Raw genomic sequence first — 835 nt, 5'->3', positions numbered from 1 at the left:
TGGTTGAATAATCTTAAAGAATCCTGTTCTGTTTATGGTTTACAGTGATGCAACTAACAGAATGCCGGGACTTTTTGGCACTGCATGAATATATATGCGAGAATATGCAAAATTGCTGACACGTACTAAGAGAATCATAATGACTATGCGCAATTCAGAGAAACAAGATAACCTAGTCCGCGCCTTTAAAGCCCTGCTAAAAGAAGAGAGCTTTGGCTCACAGGGTGAAATTGTTGACGCACTCAAGCAGCAAGGCTTTGAAAGCATTAACCAATCTAAAGTTTCACGTATGCTGACCAAGTTTGGTGCTGTTCGTACTCGTAACGCAAAAATGGAAATGGTGTACTGCCTACCGGCTGAGCTGGGCGTACCAACAGTAAGCAGCTCTCTACGTGAACTGGTTTTAGACATCGATCACAATGCGGCATTGGTTGTCATTCACACAGGTCCTGGCGCAGCACAGCTTATTGCTCGCCTACTCGACTCGTTAGGTAAATCCGAGGGTATTCTTGGCGTAGTAGCGGGTGACGATACCATTTTTATTACCCCTACAATGCCAGTATCAACTGAACAATTGTTCAAGTCTGTATGTGAGCTATTCGAGTACACAGGCTGAGACCGACGAACATTGGTTTAAGTAACTCTTTGTGGGCTATGAAAGAAATACTATTTTGTAGCCCATTATTTATGTAAACAAATTGCTTCACGCGACTACTTTTTACTCACCACTTTTGTGATTAATATCACGCAATTGATCTTTTTCACCATCTTGCCTTATTCACACCTAACTAACTGTTATAAAAAGAATTAAATCAAAGATCAATCACCATACCCT

The 835-nt window shown here is 41.2% G+C and carries 1 protein-coding gene; it reads left to right on the top strand.

What is annotated here, in order from left to right:
• Positions 1–145: 145 nt before the first annotated feature.
• The gene (argR, locus tag R7P74_RS25680) at positions 146–616 is read left to right on the top strand and encodes a transcriptional regulator ArgR (RefSeq protein WP_005430583.1); all 471 of its coding nucleotides are present in this window, start codon (positions 146–148) and stop codon (positions 614–616) included.
• Positions 617–835: the final 219 nt, after the last annotated feature.

Source organism: Vibrio sp. 2033 (genome assembly GCF_033339735.1).
The sequence above is the reverse complement of the archived record's forward strand: the minus strand, read 5'-3'. Positions and strand labels throughout refer to the sequence as shown.

Coding starts and splice junctions, on each gene's coding strand:
- argR (WP_005430583.1), top strand. CDS start 146: ATGCGCAATTCAGAGAAACAAGATAACCTAGTCCGCGCCTTTAAAGCC.